This window comes from Micromonospora sp. NBC_00421, assembly GCF_036017915.1.
In the GTDB taxonomy this organism is placed as follows: Bacteria; Actinomycetota; Actinomycetes; order Mycobacteriales; family Micromonosporaceae; genus Micromonospora.
Window position 1 is genome coordinate 713478 of the sequence record NZ_CP107929.1, and the last position, 13884, is coordinate 727361.

At 68.8% G+C, this 13884-nt stretch carries 32 protein-coding genes; 2 read left to right on the top strand and 30 right to left on the bottom strand.

All coding sequences use genetic code 11. The features are described from left to right. Window position 1: 1 nt before the first annotated feature. Genes OHQ87_RS03535 through OHQ87_RS03600 form a run of 14 tightly spaced genes read right to left on the bottom strand, consistent with a single transcriptional unit; the run spans window position 2 to window position 5891 of the window. Window positions 2–220 carry a hypothetical protein gene (locus OHQ87_RS03535; protein WP_328344883.1) on the bottom strand — a complete coding sequence of 73 codons (219 nt, stop codon included), beginning with the start codon at window positions 218–220 and terminating at the stop codon, window positions 2–4. Then, window positions 213–584 (bottom strand): VRR-NUC domain-containing protein, encoded by a 372-nt coding sequence (locus OHQ87_RS03540; protein WP_328344885.1) that lies wholly within the window; start codon window positions 582–584, stop codon window positions 213–215. The genes OHQ87_RS03535 and OHQ87_RS03540 overlap by 8 nt, the downstream gene beginning before the upstream one ends. After that, complete coding sequence (locus tag OHQ87_RS03545) at window positions 581–952, bottom strand: hypothetical protein (protein WP_328344887.1); 372 nt, start codon at window positions 950–952, stop codon at window positions 581–583. Before OHQ87_RS03545 ends, OHQ87_RS03540 begins: the two co-directional genes overlap by 4 nt. Then, window positions 952–1329 (bottom strand): hypothetical protein, encoded by a 378-nt coding sequence (locus tag OHQ87_RS03550; RefSeq protein ID WP_328344889.1) that lies wholly within the window; start codon window positions 1327–1329, stop codon window positions 952–954. The genes OHQ87_RS03545 and OHQ87_RS03550 overlap by 1 nt, the downstream gene beginning before the upstream one ends. Further along, entirely contained in the window at window positions 1326–1766 is a 441-nt protein-coding gene (locus OHQ87_RS03555; RefSeq protein WP_328344890.1) for a hypothetical protein, read from the bottom strand. Before OHQ87_RS03555 ends, OHQ87_RS03550 begins: the two co-directional genes overlap by 4 nt. Continuing rightward, window positions 1763–2197, bottom strand: coding sequence for a hypothetical protein (locus OHQ87_RS03560; protein WP_328344891.1), 435 nt, complete (start codon window positions 2195–2197; stop codon window positions 1763–1765). The genes OHQ87_RS03555 and OHQ87_RS03560 overlap by 4 nt, the downstream gene beginning before the upstream one ends. Then, entirely contained in the window at window positions 2194–2739 is a 546-nt protein-coding gene (locus tag OHQ87_RS03565) for a hypothetical protein (protein ID WP_328344893.1), read from the bottom strand. Before OHQ87_RS03565 ends, OHQ87_RS03560 begins: the two co-directional genes overlap by 4 nt. Further along, window positions 2736–3662 (bottom strand): recombination protein RecT, encoded by a 927-nt coding sequence (gene recT / locus OHQ87_RS03570; RefSeq protein WP_328344895.1) that lies wholly within the window; start codon window positions 3660–3662, stop codon window positions 2736–2738. The genes OHQ87_RS03565 and recT overlap by 4 nt, the downstream gene beginning before the upstream one ends. Further along, window positions 3659–4648, bottom strand: a complete 990-nt coding sequence (locus OHQ87_RS03575; RefSeq protein WP_328344897.1) for a lambda-exonuclease family protein — start codon at window positions 4646–4648, stop codon at window positions 3659–3661. The genes recT and OHQ87_RS03575 overlap by 4 nt, the downstream gene beginning before the upstream one ends. After that, the gene (locus tag OHQ87_RS03580) at window positions 4645–4845 is read right to left on the bottom strand and encodes a hypothetical protein (RefSeq protein WP_328344899.1); all 201 of its coding nucleotides are present in this window, start codon (window positions 4843–4845) and stop codon (window positions 4645–4647) included. Before OHQ87_RS03580 ends, OHQ87_RS03575 begins: the two co-directional genes overlap by 4 nt. Beyond that, window positions 4845–5066: a hypothetical protein gene (locus OHQ87_RS03585; RefSeq protein WP_328344901.1), complete on the bottom strand. Its 222-nt coding sequence runs from the start codon at window positions 5064–5066 to the stop codon at window positions 4845–4847. The genes OHQ87_RS03580 and OHQ87_RS03585 overlap by 1 nt, the downstream gene beginning before the upstream one ends. Then, window positions 5063–5353: a hypothetical protein gene (locus OHQ87_RS03590; protein WP_328344903.1), complete on the bottom strand. Its 291-nt coding sequence runs from the start codon at window positions 5351–5353 to the stop codon at window positions 5063–5065. Before OHQ87_RS03590 ends, OHQ87_RS03585 begins: the two co-directional genes overlap by 4 nt. After that, window positions 5350–5721 (bottom strand): hypothetical protein, encoded by a 372-nt coding sequence (locus tag OHQ87_RS03595; protein WP_328344905.1) that lies wholly within the window; start codon window positions 5719–5721, stop codon window positions 5350–5352. Before OHQ87_RS03595 ends, OHQ87_RS03590 begins: the two co-directional genes overlap by 4 nt. Beyond that, window positions 5718–5891, bottom strand: a complete 174-nt coding sequence (locus OHQ87_RS03600; RefSeq protein WP_328344907.1) for a hypothetical protein — start codon at window positions 5889–5891, stop codon at window positions 5718–5720. The genes OHQ87_RS03595 and OHQ87_RS03600 overlap by 4 nt, the downstream gene beginning before the upstream one ends. A gap of 129 nt (window positions 5892–6020) precedes the next feature. Here OHQ87_RS03600 and OHQ87_RS03605 point away from each other — a divergent pair, with 129 nt between their 5' ends. Continuing rightward, entirely contained in the window at window positions 6021–6251 is a 231-nt protein-coding gene (locus OHQ87_RS03605) for a hypothetical protein (RefSeq protein WP_328344909.1), read from the top strand. Window positions 6252–6256: 5 nt separating this feature from the next. Here the strand turns inward: OHQ87_RS03605 and OHQ87_RS03610 are convergent, their stop codons facing one another. From OHQ87_RS03610 to OHQ87_RS03685, 16 genes are all read right to left on the bottom strand, one after another. After that, entirely contained in the window at window positions 6257–6496 is a 240-nt protein-coding gene (locus OHQ87_RS03610) for a hypothetical protein (RefSeq protein ID WP_328344911.1), read from the bottom strand. Further along, window positions 6489–6755, bottom strand: a complete 267-nt coding sequence (locus tag OHQ87_RS03615) for a hypothetical protein (RefSeq protein ID WP_328344913.1) — start codon at window positions 6753–6755, stop codon at window positions 6489–6491. The genes OHQ87_RS03610 and OHQ87_RS03615 overlap by 8 nt, the downstream gene beginning before the upstream one ends. Further along, a complete protein-coding gene (locus OHQ87_RS03620) occupies window positions 6748–7011 on the bottom strand; it encodes a hypothetical protein (protein ID WP_328344915.1) in 264 nt (87 codons plus the stop codon). Before OHQ87_RS03620 ends, OHQ87_RS03615 begins: the two co-directional genes overlap by 8 nt. Continuing rightward, window positions 7004–7186, bottom strand: a complete 183-nt coding sequence (locus tag OHQ87_RS03625; protein ID WP_328344916.1) for a hypothetical protein — start codon at window positions 7184–7186, stop codon at window positions 7004–7006. Before OHQ87_RS03625 ends, OHQ87_RS03620 begins: the two co-directional genes overlap by 8 nt. A gap of 172 nt (window positions 7187–7358) precedes the next feature. Next, on the bottom strand, window positions 7359–7688 hold the full coding sequence (locus tag OHQ87_RS03630; RefSeq protein ID WP_328344918.1) for a hypothetical protein: 330 nt from the start codon (window positions 7686–7688) through the stop codon (window positions 7359–7361). Next, window positions 7678–8121 carry a hypothetical protein gene (locus OHQ87_RS03635; protein WP_328344920.1) on the bottom strand — a complete coding sequence of 148 codons (444 nt, stop codon included), beginning with the start codon at window positions 8119–8121 and terminating at the stop codon, window positions 7678–7680. The genes OHQ87_RS03630 and OHQ87_RS03635 overlap by 11 nt, the downstream gene beginning before the upstream one ends. Continuing rightward, the gene (locus OHQ87_RS03640; protein ID WP_328344922.1) at window positions 8118–8384 is read right to left on the bottom strand and encodes a hypothetical protein; all 267 of its coding nucleotides are present in this window, start codon (window positions 8382–8384) and stop codon (window positions 8118–8120) included. The genes OHQ87_RS03635 and OHQ87_RS03640 overlap by 4 nt, the downstream gene beginning before the upstream one ends. Window positions 8385–8425: 41 nt before the next feature. Next, a complete protein-coding gene (locus OHQ87_RS03645) occupies window positions 8426–8692 on the bottom strand; it encodes a hypothetical protein (RefSeq protein ID WP_328344923.1) in 267 nt (88 codons plus the stop codon). A 27-nt stretch (window positions 8693–8719) separates the two neighbouring features. Then, complete coding sequence (locus tag OHQ87_RS03650; RefSeq protein ID WP_328344924.1) at window positions 8720–9046, bottom strand: hypothetical protein; 327 nt, start codon at window positions 9044–9046, stop codon at window positions 8720–8722. Between the two features lie 256 nt (window positions 9047–9302). Then, window positions 9303–9656: a hypothetical protein gene (locus OHQ87_RS03655; protein WP_328344926.1), complete on the bottom strand. Its 354-nt coding sequence runs from the start codon at window positions 9654–9656 to the stop codon at window positions 9303–9305. Further along, window positions 9653–11455, bottom strand: coding sequence for a DNA cytosine methyltransferase (locus OHQ87_RS03660; RefSeq protein WP_328344928.1), 1803 nt, complete (start codon window positions 11453–11455; stop codon window positions 9653–9655). Before OHQ87_RS03660 ends, OHQ87_RS03655 begins: the two co-directional genes overlap by 4 nt. Next, window positions 11455–11619 (bottom strand): hypothetical protein, encoded by a 165-nt coding sequence (locus tag OHQ87_RS03665; protein WP_328344930.1) that lies wholly within the window; start codon window positions 11617–11619, stop codon window positions 11455–11457. Before OHQ87_RS03665 ends, OHQ87_RS03660 begins: the two co-directional genes overlap by 1 nt. Window positions 11620–11801: 182 nt before the next feature. After that, complete coding sequence (locus OHQ87_RS03670; protein WP_328344932.1) at window positions 11802–12620, bottom strand: phage antirepressor KilAC domain-containing protein; 819 nt, start codon at window positions 12618–12620, stop codon at window positions 11802–11804. Continuing rightward, window positions 12617–12781, bottom strand: coding sequence for a hypothetical protein (locus tag OHQ87_RS03675; protein ID WP_328344933.1), 165 nt, complete (start codon window positions 12779–12781; stop codon window positions 12617–12619). Before OHQ87_RS03675 ends, OHQ87_RS03670 begins: the two co-directional genes overlap by 4 nt. Then, window positions 12778–12963 (bottom strand): hypothetical protein, encoded by a 186-nt coding sequence (locus OHQ87_RS03680; RefSeq protein WP_328344934.1) that lies wholly within the window; start codon window positions 12961–12963, stop codon window positions 12778–12780. The genes OHQ87_RS03675 and OHQ87_RS03680 overlap by 4 nt, the downstream gene beginning before the upstream one ends. Beyond that, window positions 12963–13241, bottom strand: a complete 279-nt coding sequence (locus tag OHQ87_RS03685; RefSeq protein ID WP_328344935.1) for a helix-turn-helix transcriptional regulator — start codon at window positions 13239–13241, stop codon at window positions 12963–12965. The genes OHQ87_RS03680 and OHQ87_RS03685 overlap by 1 nt, the downstream gene beginning before the upstream one ends. 206 nt (window positions 13242–13447) lie before the next feature. Between OHQ87_RS03685 and OHQ87_RS03690 the strand changes: the two genes are divergently transcribed. After that, window positions 13448–13882 (top strand): helix-turn-helix domain-containing protein, encoded by a 435-nt coding sequence (locus tag OHQ87_RS03690; protein WP_328344937.1) that lies wholly within the window; start codon window positions 13448–13450, stop codon window positions 13880–13882. Window positions 13883–13884: the final 2 nt, after the last annotated feature.

Sequence of the window (13884 nt, forward strand, 5' to 3'; positions counted from 1 at the left end):
GTCAGGCTCCTTTGCTGTGGTTGGGGTTGGTGCGCTGCTCTGCGATGTCAGTGACAGCACGGCCGAGGGCGGCGCACAGGTCGAGGGCGTCCACCGGCGGCAGAACCGGGGCGGGCAGGTAGATGTGGATCAGGCCGTCGCGGACGGCGACCGTGTTGCCGTAGGCGTCCCGCCAGGGCAGGACCGCACGGCGGACGGCAAGCAGGGCAACGTCAGGCACCGGACACCGCCATGCGTGCGGCCGGGCGGCGAATGGCGTCCAGTTCGGCGGCGATGCGCCCCGACTCCCAATCGCGGGGCTTCCACACCGCCACGTCCTGACCGGCCTCCGCCAGCCACACCGCCCACTGCCGCTGCTCCGGCCTGTGGGAACCCGTCGCCGACTTGAGTTCGCGGAACAGGACACCGCCGGGGCCAACGATGGTGAGGTCCGGCCAACCTTTCCCGTCACCGCTGACGGGGGTAATCCACCGGCCGGCGGCGGTCATGGCGGGCCGGAAGTGGGCGGTGTGCAGGTGCAGCAGCTTGCACAGGTCGAGCACCTTGCGCTGGAAGTCGTCTTCCGGCCGGCGGCGAGCGGTCATCGGGGCACCGCCTGGTCGAGTTCTTCGTTGCGGGTCTGCCAACCCCAGCGGGACGCGTCCCGGGCGACAACCAGCAGCCCCCACCGGGCTTCCGGCACGAACCGCATCCCGTCGTCCAACCACCACACCCACCCGCCGGTCTGCCTCTGCAACCAGTCGAGCGACGGCATGAGTTCAGTGATGTTCTGCGGAAATTCGGTGCCCGGCGACCAGTAGGCGCGGCCGGTGGCACGCCAGTCGAGTAGCGCCTGCCACAGCACCCATTCGGTGCCGGACAGCCAGCCGGCGGCGTACACCTCTTCGGAGATGTGGGACATGTACTCGCCGAGGGCGTTGGCCCCCGGGTTGTCGGCGAGGGTGGCGGCCATCAGGGCTTCACCGCCGTGCGGGCTTCCCCGATGACGTCGGCCCACATGCCGTCGTACGCGACGCCCTTGCACGACTCTGCGAACTGTTCGAGCAAAGCCACGGCGGCCTCCACACCCGCGTTGAACGCGCCGGTGACGGCGGGGTCGTCGGCCCGGTACAGGCGCATCAGTTCGCGGCCCGACTCGGTGGCGATTCGCAGAACATCCGCCCACGACCATTCGCCGTCGTCGCCGAACCAGACAGGCTCGTCGCCCTCGTAGTTCTCGATCTCGGTGTCGTCGCGGCGGTAGGCGACGGGCACAGCGGCCGGGTCGGTGGGGTCGAACATGCCGACGATGGCGCGGTCGGGCGGCTCCGGCATCGTGGTGGTGCTCATGCGGTCACCGCCTGCGGCAGGGCATCCACGGCGGCGATCAGGGCGGCGCGGCGAGGGAAATTGATGACATCCCGCTTGTAGAACTGCGCCCGCCACACCTGCGCCGCCTCTACCACGGCATCCCGTGCGGCGTTCTCGGCTCGCATCCGCTCCAGGTCGGCCTTCAACCGGCCGATCTCGTTGGCGTAGGTGGCGGCCTGCTGGCGGGAGGCAGTCAGCCACGCCATCGGGTCGGTGTTCCGCCCGGCCAGGTACGCGGACACACTGACCGCGTCCACTTCGTCGAGCAGCACCGAATGCCCGTCGTTGCCTCCCGGCTCGGCGATCCACGCCGACATGCGGCCGTCGTCGTTGCGTTCCACGGTGAGGGTTGCCCGGTTGGTGTCGGTGATGGTGATGGCGGTGAAATCCCGGCCCTGCCCCAGGGTCGCGGTCACGCCGCCACCTCTGCCTTGGACAGGACCGCCCGGCAGATGGCCTCCAAGTCGCGGGCGTACAGCGGATGCCCGTCGAGCACGTCGTAGATGCCGTCACCGTTCGCCGTGATGTAGTCGCGGACACGCTCGGCGGCCTTCACCGGGTCGGGCAGGTCACTGTCGTCCTCGTAGTGCTCGTTGAGCCCGTCCGGCTGAGCCGGGATCACCGTGACATCGGCCAAGTCGACGGCGCGGTCGTCGCCGTCGAGCCACACGACAGCGCGCATGAACGGGCCGCTGTCGAGAATGATCGCCTTGCCGGTGGTCTGCCGATACTCGGTTCGGTGGCCGGACTTGTGGGCCACCCACCCGCCGGTGTTGTGGCGCTCGTTGAAGTCCTTCACCGCCTGCAACTTCTCGCGCTCGGCGTCGGTGTAGGGGTAAGTGCTCATGCGTGTGCCTCCTGTGCGGTCTGGTTGGGGGAGTGAGAGATCGTGAAACCGCCGTCGGGGGTGAGCAGCACCCAGCCGTGGCGGGTGAACACCGGCGTCGTCTCGGCGTTCTGGAACTCGCGCAGCACCCAGCCGGCATGCTCCGCATCCGCCCGCACCTCGCCGACCGCGTTGGTAACCCGCTCGTGATGGGGGCGGCAGGCTGCCAGCAGCCATGCGGCACCGTTGATGCGGGCAGCGGCGGCACCACGCCGGCCACCCGACTTCCGGTTCAGCCGGTGGTGCACATCCGTGTACAGGCGGGGGCAGACAGGCCACTCACAGCAGCCGCCGGAGCGGGCGGCAATGAGGGCGCGGACTTCGGCGGCGGGACCGGTGTCGCGGGGGCGGCGCTGCTTGGGGGCGGGGGCCGCCAGGCGCGGCGTCATGTCACGCCCGGCAGCACCGTTGTTGGTGAGAGTTGAGAACGGGTTGGCGACGCCGGCAGCGGCAAGCTTGGCCCGCCGCTTGCCGGACATCGCGTTGAGAGGCGAACGCTTCACGCCGAGGCGCTGCCGTTCGCTCCGGCGGGCTGCGCCGTCACCGGCCACTCACCGGCACCCGTCGGGGCACCCGACGTCGGCCGCTCCTCAACCTCCCCTTCGATGACCTCGGGGCGCTCCGTCACCTCGGCCGCGTCAACGGTCGGACGGAGGTCGACCCGAACACCCTCATCGGCGGCGATGGCGACGGCCATCTCAGTGTTCTTCGGCATCCACTTCGCGAGCTGACGCACGCAGGTCTTGTGCGCCATGCCCTCGAAGTTGTCGACCCACGGGCCGAACACCTCGCCGTCGCGGTTCTTCGCGGTCGCGTTGTCGTTGCGGTACTTCAACATGTCCTGGTGTGACATGACGAAGAAGGCGTACCCGCCGCCCTGAAACTTGACGATCGCGTAGTAGGCGATCGGGTTTCCCCGCTCACCGAACAGGTTCGGCTTGTGCACCAGGTTGTCGGCGATGCCGTAGTCGACGTCGAACTCGTCACCCTCGTAGGCGGTCCGGGCGATCAGAGACGCGATCTTGCCGGAGCGGTGCGCCAGCTCGATGTAGCCCTGATAGCCGATAACCAACTGAGCCTTGTAGCCGGCGATCCACCGACCGTTCTCGTCTTGGTGGTGCTTTTTCGTGTAGAACGGCAGCGGCCAGGCGTGACCGAGAACCCCCGGGCGGAGGCCAAGCTGCGCGCAGGTCATCAGCGAACCCAGCACCGAACTGGCGTCGCACTTGGCGAGGTTCTTCGTCATCCGTAGCGCGGTCAGGGCGTCGCGGATGAGCTGGGTGGCCTCGGCACCCTTCGGCATCGCGAGCTGGAATTCCTTCTCCATGGCCCGGATCTGGTCGGCGATCGTGTTGGTGGCAACCCCACCGTTCTCCCGCCGGGTGGCGAGGGCGGTCTTCGCGTCAGGCTGAGGCTTCGTCGTCATGCGGCGTCCTTCACGTTCAGGGAGCGGGTGGAGGGCTTGCGGTACTCGTCCGGGTTGGGTGCCGGAATGTGGTGCTGCTCGACCAGCGCGGCCACCAGGCGGGGCCAGTCGACCTGGCCTTTCTTGTTCGACCAGGTGGCGATCGGATGGCCGTCGACCTTCGCCACCTCGCGGTCACCGATCAGCTTCTTGAGGCCAGCACCGGCGGTTTCCTTCTCGGCTTTCGCCGCCGACTCGCGGTCGCGGGCATCCCGGTAGGCGTGCCACAGTTCGACCGCGTCGGTGTCGCCGGTGAGGTCAACTTCGGCGGCCGGGGTGTAGGTGGGGTACAGCTTCGCCATGGCCGCGTTGTCGACCTTGCCCATGGGCGGTTCGACCCCGGCGACGATGTGCTGCTGGTACCAGTCGGTGACCTGCCCGACCAGTTCGTGTTCGATGCTGATGTCACGGATGACGGTGCGGCGTTGGACGCCCATGCCGGCGATGAGGGCGATGACCTCGGCGGCGGGGGAGTCCATGACGTACAGGGACCAGCGGACCTGAAATTCGTAGCCCAACGGAATGCTGTTGTCGGCCCACCCGTGGGGGGTGCCGAACCCGGACTGCAACCCGGCGGTCTTGGCTTCCACGAGCCGGCCGTCTGCGGTGATGCCGTCGGGGGAGCACCGCTGCCACTGGTGGTGGGGGTGGGCGTAGGTGCGGTAGGCGGTGGTGGTGACGGGCACGTTGAGAATGCGGTTGGCCTGCCCGATCAGCCACGGCTCCAGGTCGCGGCCGAGGTCGGCGGCGGCCCCCGCGTCGTCTTGCCAGGTGCGGACGCCGGTCTTCTCGGCCCACACGTCCCAGGGGGTGCGGTAGTTGGAGAATCCGAGGACGGCGAGGATGTCGGACCCGCCGAGCCCGTGGCGACGGGCAGCAACCCACTCGTCTTCGGTGGCGTCCCAACCGGCGACGGGTACCGGCCCGGCGGTGAGGGTCTGCGTCACTGGTCGGAACCCCCGTCTTCTTTCGGGCTGTACCGGGTCTGGTCTTCCACGACGACCCATGCGGTGTGGCCGGTCTGCTGGACGTGCTGGCGGACCCGCTCACGGGTGGAGTCCGGGTGCAGTCGGGTGCAGTTCTCACATTCGGCCGTCCCCTTACTGACGCCCCGGCGAATGTCGACCTTGGCGATGTAGGCCATCAGTGGTCCCACCTCGCGTCTAGTGCGGCGTCGTAGTCGAGGTCAGCCCGGCGGCACGCCGGTTTTCCGCAGCCGGCCAGCAGTGATCCGGCCCGACCCCCGCAGGTGGGGCAGGACACCCGGCGGGTCTGCGCGGACGGCAGCACACCCTCTTGCGGGTCGTGGTAGGGAACGGGAAACACCGGCGGCAGCGGGTGCGGGGCGACGACGGGGGCGGTCACGCCGCCACTTCCGCTCGAACCCACGCCGCGTGGTCGGCCGGATCGAACGCGGCAGCCTCATCCCATACGCGTCGCGCCGCCGCCACGGCAGCGGATCGCCAGCCGCGCCGGAAGGGGCGCTCGTGCCGCTCCCCGTCCGTCCACGAGTCGCCGCATCCGCAGCACGTCCAGGTGGTGCCGTACCAGGCTGCGTCCCGGCCAGCGAAGCGGCGGCGCTTTTGCTCGGTGGGGCAGAAGGTGATGCGGCGGAGAAGGAACTGGTTGGGGCGGCAGACGACGGCGTTCATGCGGCCACCGCCTCGTCAGCGCAGCCGTCGCACTCCGGGCCGGTCGCACCCTCCGGCCCGCACAACCAGCACACCGACGCCAGATAGGCGGCCTGCCGTTCGCGGAACCCGGCCGGAAGCTGCTCCGCCCGCTGCCGTTCGTGGCCCGCCGACATCAGCCGCAGCGGGCCGCGAGTCTCCAACAGGTAGGAGGGCAGACAGCGGGCGTTACGCAGCATGTTGAGGAAGCCGGTGGTGTCGCTGTCGGTGAGGTAGGTGAGCCACTGGTCGCCGTCCCGGTCGGCCCACAGGTCACCGTCGAGCGGGGGCCAGTTGGGGGTGGTGCGGCGGGCGGCGACCAGGTCGAAGCCGATGGTGGGGGCGGTCACTTCGCCTCCTCGTACTTCTTCCAGAAGTTCTCCAACCGGACGTGCGCCAGTCGGGCGGCCTTGACCGCGACGTCGCTGTTCCACTCGCCGCCGGTGGAGCCGAGCACCTGAACCAGCACGCCGTCCTTGATGCGGCGGTACCGGCCAGGCTTGGGGATTTCGTAGGACATGCGCCATCGACTCCCGAGGTAGGAGGAAGAATCAATCCATCTTGCGTTGCAAGCGATCGTTGCAACCTGATGTTGCAATCCTACGGGGTGACTCGCGCCGATGCAACACCATGCGGCATACTCACCCGCATGACCGACGACGCGAAGGAAGCAGCGCGGGCGCGGCTGCGCCGAGCAGCAGCCCGCGTCAAGAAGCATGAAGACGAGCGGAAGGAACTCGCCGCCGCGATCATCGCCGCCCGGCAAGCCGACCTGAAACCGTCCGAGATCCAAGAAGACGTCCCGTACGACCGGAACCACGTCGGCCGAATCCTCAAAGCGGCGGGGCTCACCCACCCGAAGGGCAAGCGCGACGCCTGACGCGCTCACCGCGCCTCACCCCGCCAACGCCGGCCCCGCTCGGCACGTCGCAGGGCGGCAGCCTCGCGGCGCGTCACCCGCTCCGGGTCGACCGCATCCAGCTCGGCGTCAAGCCGCAACGCGGCTTCCACGATGTTGAGCAGGTGCCGGCGGGCCACCTCATCCAGGTCACCGGACACCCGCACCGACGCGACTACCTGGCCGTCGTCGTCGACCAGCGGCACACACCGCTCCCGATCAGCCACGGCCATCACCGGCCGGTTCGTGGTGCACACCCGAGCAGCCACCAGCGGTATGCACATCCAGCACGGCGCAGGCTGCCACCGCGAACGGCAGATGATCGGCGCAGGTGTTGAGCGCCACCCAGCCCCAGCCTTCCGACCGTCCGATGACGTGGTGGGTTACTTCCTGCCCGCAGGCCGGCTTGTCGATGTCGGGGGAGTAGGCGCATGCGGCGTCCTGGCCGCCGACGGTGGGGAGTCCCACGAACGTGCGGTCAGCCACGGCACACCGCCGCCGTTTTGACCCGCACCGCCGTCTTCGGCAGCCCGTGATCCTGCACCATGCTGGCGGCCAACCACTCCGCGTCGGCGCGGCTGTCACACACCACCTCGCAGACACCGCCGATGACGCACGCCGGCTTCGTGTCCACGATCCGACCCGTGCCCTTGAAGCGGACACGGAAGGCAATCCACCAGTCGACGCCCTGTCGGCTGGCCTCTACAACGCCCTCGTTGACCTCCACCACGTAGTCAGCCACGGCGCACCTCGGTTACCGGCCCCCACGCGTCCAGCAGATGCGGGGTCAGGTAGACGCCCCCACACTCCGGGGCATGGTTGTCCGGGTCGAAGCCGAGCATCTTCCACGAATCGCGGAGGGTGCTCGCTGGGTCGCAGGACTGCCGCACCCACACGTACCCGTCCAGGTCGTACACCCGGGCGATGTCCTGCGGAATTGACTCGCCAGGTGCCCACGTTCGGACACCGTTGGTTGCCCGCTCGCGGCGGACAATCGCCACAGCGATACGCGCATGCCGGTAGTGGTTGTTGGCACCTGCCTGCCGGAACTGGTCTGCGAGCAGAGCCCACAGCCGCCCGTCCTTCGGCCTAGCCACGGCGACCACCCAGCATGGCCGGCATGACCTGCGTGGCGTCCGGCGCATCCGACACCCGGGCCATCAACACCTGGGTTGGGGCCTCCGCCACCCCGATCTGATAGCGGGGACCATGCAGGGCACCGGTGCGCGGGCCACCCGCATGTCCGCGCGGCAACGGCATGGTGTCCACCGCCTCGGGCGGATCCACCGTCGGCACGTCCCGCTCCGGGCGCATCGCCCACACGCCCGCCAGGAACGCCGCCGCCACCAGCAGCATCAGCACGGCGAACCCGAGCAGGAAGTGCATGGCCGTCAACCGGATGTGGATTTCAGTGAGCACGACGCGACTCCTCAAGGGTGGGTGGCAGCAGCGTCGTCGGCTCGTCGTTCGCGGCAGCCCGAAGCGGCTCGTGGTAGGCAAGCGACTCCAACACCGAATTGCTGGCCACGAGCTGGTCCATGAAGTCCATGTCGACCGCCGCCGTGCCGGCCGCCCGGTACGGGGGCTGGTACACCGGCGGTGGGGCCTGAACATCGGCGGCGATACCAGGCGCGGGTGTCTCTGTTGGCTGTTCGGCGGGTGCCTGTTCGTGACGGTTGCCTGCCCGATGCTTCGGTGTCTCCCGGCTCGGGCTACGTGCCTCGATCAGTTCACGTCGACCCTTGGCCGCGTCGGCGCGGGATTCGACAATGAGGTCCCGGATGAGGGCACCCCCGATGCCCGACACGACCATGCCGAAGCTGACGAGCAGGATTGCCAGAAGGGTGCTCATCGGCTTGTCTCCTCAGCGTGGTCGCGGGTGATCTGGTGGCAGGTGTAGGTGACGTCGAACGCCTGGTCGGCGATGGCCGCGAACACGGCCTGCTCGTGACGCTCAGCCCGCCGGGACCGGCAGGTGATCCGGTCGACGGGCACACGCGGCAGCAGCGGCGGGAACGGCGGCCGACACCACCAGGCGGCCACACGCGGCCAGTCGACGAGCAGCACCGCCCACAGGCCGACGAGCAGGCCGGCAATCACAGACAGGGCAATCACGTCCGCGTCCCGGTACAACACCGTCAGATCAGCCAAGCGGCTCACAGCCCCACCGCCGACCGTGTCGACCCGCGACGCTGCGACGGGATCATGTTGCGGTTGACGGCCCGCACATCGGCGCGGAGCCCGTTGTAGCGGGACTGCACCGGCGGCAGACGGGTCGTGTCCTCATCGCTGGGCGGGATCGGCGGCGTGTTGGCCGGCACCCGGGCAACACCCCGCACCGGCGGGATGGTGGGGCCAGCATTCGGGGCGGTGTGCACGGTTGCGGGGTGCAATTTGCTGAACAGGCGGTCGAGCAGACGCATGAGAGGGGTGCTCCCTTCCGGGGACGGTCAGACGGGGGTGGTGTGCGACGGTGAGGCGTCGCGTGAGGCGGTGTTGCTGTTGCGGTTTCGGGCCGACCAGTCGGGGCGGCCGGCGGCAGGCGACGGGGGCCAGAAAGTCAGTTGGTCTTCCAGCCGATCGATGCGCGTCCTGCTGCGGTCCAGCTCGGCGTGTAGCACGGCAGCCTCAGCACGGGACGACCACCGGCCGGCAAGCCAACCCAGCGGCCACATCAACCCGGCGGCGGCCAGCCACCAGCCGGCGGCAGCCAACACCAGCGCCGACAGCAGCACCACCACGGCGACACGCCACACCACGCGGACAGAAACACTCACCACCGACCACCCCGCCGCAGTCGGGCGGAACGCAAATTCCGGGCCAGCAAGCCTCCGTCGACATGCGGCGAATCCGTCCGGGGCTCCGCCACCTCACCCGTCGGCTCCCGCGTCAGCTGGTTGAGGCAGCCGGCCCGCTCATCGGTGTGCAGCCAACGCAATCGGCCCCGCACATCACTGCTGCGGGTTTTCGGGCGCAGGATCACCTCGCCGCAGTGGGAGCACAGCCGCACGTCGAATGAGAGGAACGCCCGCTTCACGGTGCCGCCGCCTCGGCGACGTGCCGGGCAAGCATGTCCTGGTAGCTCTCCACGCCCGCGCACTCGTGGCCGATGCTGCGGTCGGCCACCTTCTGTGCGTTGCCCCGCCCCCGGCTGGTCCACCCGCAGTGCGAGCAGGTGACCCGGTGGCCGGTGGTGCCGGAGGTGAAGCTGAACCGGCGCTGCTTCTTGGCGTCCACGATCTTCACCGTGCGGTGACCGAACGCTGCGCTCTCCACCCGCCGCCGCAGCCACTCCTTCGCCTCCGCCATCTGGTCGGGGCTGATCGGCACCACCAGCGGCGGTCGGCTGGGGTCATCGCGGGTCAACAGCAGCACCGAGCCGGTCACGCCGCCACCTCGCTGTGCAGCGCAGCCCGCAGCCGCGAGCCAATCCACTCACCAACCTGCGGACTGACGGCATTCCCGAACCCGTCTACCTGGTCCCGGGCGGAACCCCACACCACGAAGCTGCCCCGATAGTCGGGAAAGTCGACGTCGAAGCCGCACCCACGGCCGACCTCGTGCGGGCCGAGCATCCGGAAGTAGCAGTCGTTAAGGGCCAGGCCGGCGAGCGCCGCCTGCCACCAGTCCGGGGCGGAAACCGAGCCCTGGTGCTGCTCGTGCCAGCCGGAGAACAACAACCCCTGATTGGCTCCGGACGCGACTACCGTGCCGAGCGGATTACTGACCGGGTGCGCCCGGTACGCAGCCTCGCCGATCGCGCCGTTGTTCTTGATGAACCCGGCTGCGGTCAACAGTCCAGGGATCTGCTCCGACGTCACCGTCGGCATCGCCTCGGTGTGCACGGTCGGCACGGTGTTCTTCCGGAACGGCACGATCCCAGCCGAGAACAGGCTGAGGGTTTCCGAGCCCGCCTGAGTCGGCAGCGGCTCGTCCGCGCCGCGAGGAACGCCCTTCTTCCGCAGCGGCACGACCCCTGCGGACAGCAACCCCAGAGTCTCCGAACCGCCCTGGGTTGGCAGAGACTCGTCCACCCCCCGGGGTGCACCCTGGAAGTTGTTCACTGCGGCGAGAAGAACCGGCCGCTCACCTGTGGGCACGCCGGCCGAAAGAACCGCCGTCTCCTGCTGACTGGTCTGGGTTGCCATCGGCTGCCACGGGTGCCGCTCCACACCCCGCACAGCTTTCGCGGGCATGAGCACCGCCGGGAACTCGGCGAACCGCTGCCGGCAACGCTCAGCGCGGGCCATCGTCGCGGGAGCGAGCGGCTTGGCCCGATCACCGATCCGGACACCAAGGTTGCTCAGGTCAAGCGCGCTCAACGACGGGCTCATCGGCGGCACAACCTCGCACCGGCAGCGCGGGCAGCGGTAGTTGTACTGCTTGCCATAGCTCACCGATCCGGTCAGGGGAATGCCGGTCTTCCAGGTCCATACGGCGGGCACGATCTCGCTGCACCTGCTACACCACGACGCCGGCCGGTGCTCCAGGTCCGGGACGGGCATGTTCTTGTCCCAGAACGCGCAGTAGTACCGGTTCCGCGACTGAGGCACCCCGAAGAACATCGAGTTCAGGTACAGCACCTTGTGCCGGTAGCCCAGGTTGTCGAACTGTTTGAGCCACCACCGGTACGTCGACCCGTCGCCGATCTTCGGCTTGCCCGGGATCGCCGGCCCCCACGACGTCAGCTCGGTCGTGCACTCGACGAGGATCATGCGCGGGTGGTGCTGTGCGGCGTAGTGGAGAACGCAGTTGGCGGTCGCCCGGTCCCGTTCGCTGCGGGTCACCCGCGCGTCGAAGTCGGGGTCGTCCAGGTCGAACAGGCTCATCCGCTGCTCGTATGCCTTCTGCGTGTTGGCCTGCGAGTGGTTCACGCAGCTCACGCCGGCCACGAGGATGTCGGCGGCCGGCAGGTCGCGGGCCGAGTGGTAGTCGGACGATTCGGGGTCGACCAGGTCGGCAATCCAGTGTTCGGCGTCCGGGTGGTTGGCCTCGTGAACCTGAACCTTGTAGGCGTTGTGGTTCGCCGCCATGATCGTGGTAAACCCGGCCTTCTCGATGCCACGGGTCAGGCCACCGAATCCGGAGAACAGGTCGACGGCGACCAGGTCGTCGTGGGCGAACCGGCGGCGGCGGGTGGCGGGCCGGTGCTCGGCGACGCGGCGTGCGCTTCGGAGCTTGCCCATCAGGCGGCCACCTCCCGCACGGTCGTCTCAGCGGCGGCGTACACCCGGGAGTGGTCGAACACGTCCGGGCAGCCGGCGACACCGCAGCGGCAGCCGACCGGCGGGCACAGGTCGCAGCCGGGCTGCGCAGCCGGGTGGATGGTGGGGTGCGCCAGGCGGAGCACGGTGTCCGGGTCATGCCAGCCGGCGTCATCCGACGGGCTGGGCCAAACAGGGGTGGTGTCATCCGTTCGGCTGATGGTGTGCTGTACTTGCGTCGTCGTCATAACCGTTTTCCTCTGCTGGGTCGGTTGTGGGGGCGGAGCAGCGAACGCCATCGGATTCCGGCCGGTGGCGTTCAGCTCGTTCAGGGATCGATGCGGGGCGTGCCAGTGCCGCCCAGGTGGCGGTGCAGTTCGGCGACACCCTTCGCGGTAACCCGCACCTGCGGCGGGTCCAACACCAGCTCGCCGGTGCGCGGGTGGTAGTGGGACGACGGCAGCTCAGACAGGCGCTTGGCGTCGATGTGCTGCTGGTACACCCGCCACCGGCCGTCGGCGCGCTGCCGGTACAGCCAGCCCAACTGAAACAGGACGGTGAACAGGCGACCCTGCCCGAGTTTGATGTTCGGGTCGCGGGACAGGATCTTCGCCGTGTCGGCGACGGAGAAGTCACCGTCAGCGGAAGCGAGAACATCCCAGTGCTCGGCCTTCGGGGCGGCGATCGCAAGCTTCGACTCGGCGACCTCAGCACGGGCCAGGGCGGCACGCTTGTCTTCGATCGCCTTCACGTAGCGGCGGGCAACCTCAAGCTCGTCTAGTTCCTCCCGGACCTCGGCCTGCCGGGTCTTCACCGCGAAGTAGGTCTGGGCGGCGGCGATCTCCGGCTTCCTGGGGTCGCCGTTCATGGCGGTCAGGTAGGCGGCGTAGCGGGTGAGCCGGAAGTCGGCGCGGGGGGCACCACCAGTGCCTTCTTGCCGGAGCCGGCAAAAAGCCTGCTCGGTGCGGTGCCCCGTATTGCGGGCGGCAAGCTCCGCCCGCTCGATAGCGTCCTCGAAGCGTCGCCACTGGTCGTAGCCGAGCAGCGGCATGAGGTCGCGGGCGGACCACCATTCGGTGCCGTCCACGTCGACCCGCCTGATGGCGTCGAACGGGGTACCAGCGGCGAGGATGTCGAGCTGGGTCATCGGCGTGCCACCTTCGCCGCAGCGTGGGCGTCAAGCTCCCGGCGGGCCGCATCCCGATCGGTGACGATCGTCGGGAACGTGCCGCCGCAGTCGACAGCCCAACCGCCGGACAGCAGCGGGCGGGCGGTGCCGGCGGGGTGGGTGATGACAGGGGCCGTCATGCGGCACGCCGTAACGGCTGGGCGGCGGAGGCGGGGCGACGGCTACGGGTGTTGGCGTTGAGTAGCCGGGCCAGGGTTGCCATCTGCTCGGCGTCGGGTTCCGGCCAGTTGGCGGTGTCCCGTTCGGCGATCTCGGCGAGGGCGGCGGCGAGGGCCGGGTCGTCGAGCTGGTAGCGGGCCATCAGGCGGCCTCGCTCAGGTTGTCGCAGCGCTCGAAGACGCGGCGGATGGGCCAGCCGATCAGGTTGGCCCATTGTTCGGCTTGGGCGAGGCTGATGCGGTAGTTGCCGTCGAAGAGGCGGAAGAGGCTGCTGCGGGAGATGCCGAGGTGTTCGGCGAGGTCTTCTTTGCGGCGGAGGCCGAGAACCCGGAGGGCGTGTTGCGCGGCGGCGGGGGTGAGTCGGTACCGGGTGTCGGTGTCGGCCTTGACCCCACGATGCAGGACCAGGGTGTCTGTCATGACACCATCATGAAGGTGTCAGCACTGACATGCAAGAGGTTGGGTGTCTACAGCTGCGAAAGGGGTTTATCGATGTAATCTGTGCGGGTAGTGCACACGTCCTCGCTCAGAGTGGCGAGGTTGGGGTTAAAGGCTGGGGAGCCCTCATGAGAAAAGTGTCAGCGCTGGCATCTGAACTGCGGCATGACCTGCACTATTGTGACCTCATGTCAGCCGAGGAGGTTGGGCCGGCGCGCCTGGGTCAACTCATCCGGGAAGCGCGCCGCGCCCGTCGCTGGACGCAACGTGACTTGGCCGAAGAGTCCGGTGTCAGCATCGAAACCATCAAGAGGTACGAGAACGGGAAGACCAACAGCCCCGAAGCCGACCTCATCCGCAACATCATCCGGGCGCTGAACATCCCCGTCGTCGAGATCCCCATCGCCCTCGGACTCGTCACCCGCGACGAACTTGACCCGCCGCCCGCACCACCCCGCCAGTTCGACCCGCTCGTCGAGGAAGCCATCGCCATCCTCCGAGACCCCGACATGTCCGAAACCGCAAGGCAAGGCGCGCTCACCTACCTGCAATTCCTGCAAAACCAGAACACCCCAGAAACGCGAAAGCCCGGAACCGGCGAAAGCCGACCCCGGGCATCCTGAAA

Coding starts and splice junctions, on each gene's coding strand:
- OHQ87_RS03600 (WP_328344907.1), bottom strand. CDS start 5,891: ATGTCCTACGAAATCCCCAAGCCTGGCCGGTACCGCCGCATCAAGGAC.
- OHQ87_RS03590 (WP_328344903.1), bottom strand. CDS start 5,353: ATGAACGCCGTCGTCTGCCGCCCCAACCAGTTCCTTCTCCGCCGCATC.
- OHQ87_RS03675 (WP_328344933.1), bottom strand. CDS start 12,781: ATGACGGCCCCTGTCATCACCCACCCCGCCGGCACCGCCCGCCCGCTG.
- OHQ87_RS03560 (WP_328344891.1), bottom strand. CDS start 2,197: ATGAGCACTTACCCCTACACCGACGCCGAGCGCGAGAAGTTGCAGGCG.
- OHQ87_RS03550 (WP_328344889.1), bottom strand. CDS start 1,329: ATGAGCACCACCACGATGCCGGAGCCGCCCGACCGCGCCATCGTCGGC.
- OHQ87_RS03545 (WP_328344887.1), bottom strand. CDS start 952: ATGGCCGCCACCCTCGCCGACAACCCGGGGGCCAACGCCCTCGGCGAG.
- recT (WP_328344895.1), bottom strand. CDS start 3,662: ATGACGACGAAGCCTCAGCCTGACGCGAAGACCGCCCTCGCCACCCGG.
- OHQ87_RS03690 (WP_328344937.1), top strand. CDS start 13,448: ATGTCAGCCGAGGAGGTTGGGCCGGCGCGCCTGGGTCAACTCATCCGG.
- OHQ87_RS03605 (WP_328344909.1), top strand. CDS start 6,021: ATGACCGACGACGCGAAGGAAGCAGCGCGGGCGCGGCTGCGCCGAGCA.
- OHQ87_RS03680 (WP_328344934.1), bottom strand. CDS start 12,963: ATGGCCCGCTACCAGCTCGACGACCCGGCCCTCGCCGCCGCCCTCGCC.
- OHQ87_RS03540 (WP_328344885.1), bottom strand. CDS start 584: ATGACCGCTCGCCGCCGGCCGGAAGACGACTTCCAGCGCAAGGTGCTC.
- OHQ87_RS03685 (WP_328344935.1), bottom strand. CDS start 13,241: ATGACAGACACCCTGGTCCTGCATCGTGGGGTCAAGGCCGACACCGAC.
- OHQ87_RS03580 (WP_328344899.1), bottom strand. CDS start 4,845: ATGGCCTACATCGCCAAGGTCGACATTCGCCGGGGCGTCAGTAAGGGG.
- OHQ87_RS03645 (WP_328344923.1), bottom strand. CDS start 8,692: ATGCGTCTGCTCGACCGCCTGTTCAGCAAATTGCACCCCGCAACCGTG.
- OHQ87_RS03660 (WP_328344928.1), bottom strand. CDS start 11,455: ATGGGCAAGCTCCGAAGCGCACGCCGCGTCGCCGAGCACCGGCCCGCC.
- OHQ87_RS03635 (WP_328344920.1), bottom strand. CDS start 8,121: ATGAGCACCCTTCTGGCAATCCTGCTCGTCAGCTTCGGCATGGTCGTG.
- OHQ87_RS03670 (WP_328344932.1), bottom strand. CDS start 12,620: ATGACCCAGCTCGACATCCTCGCCGCTGGTACCCCGTTCGACGCCATC.